The sequence below is a fragment of the Polaromonas sp. P1_G2 genome (assembly GCF_056405515.1).
This window is the reverse complement of the sequence record NZ_JBFUBY010001465.1, coordinates 1-398: the sequence shown is the minus strand read 5'-3', so window position 1 is coordinate 398 and position 398 is coordinate 1. Positions and strand designations below refer to the sequence as shown.

Genomic DNA, 398 nt, shown 5'->3' with positions numbered 1-398 from the left:
GACCAGCGCGGTGGAGAAATACATCCGCACACCTTCGAGATCGAGCAGTCCCACCGTGATCAGGTCGCCGGAATGCACGGTGTCGTGAAAGCTGAAGGACAGCCGCTGGATCTTCTCATAACAGGCGAGCCTGAGCTCGTAGCCGATATGGTGGCCGACCGCCTCGCTGTAATAGTTCTGCACCATGGTGAACAGGCCGCGCAGCACGCTCGCGCCGAGCAGCAGCAGCGCCGTGGTCAGCAACGCGGCCTCAGCTGCCTGCCCCGCCGCGCCGCCGGCTATCACGCCCTGCGTCTGGTCGACGGCATGGCCGAGGAGCCGCGGGATCATCAGCTGGAAAGTTGAGGCGACCAGCGTGGCGCCGATGGCGAAACCCGACTGCCAGGGGTGGCGGAAGG

The 398-nt window shown here is 65.6% G+C and carries 1 protein-coding gene; it reads right to left on the bottom strand.

All coding sequences use genetic code 11. The annotated features are described in order from the left end of the window. Positions 1-398: ABC transporter transmembrane domain-containing protein (locus AC1D0P_RS31100; RefSeq protein WP_477680249.1), on the bottom strand; the 398-nt coding region annotated here is incomplete at both ends.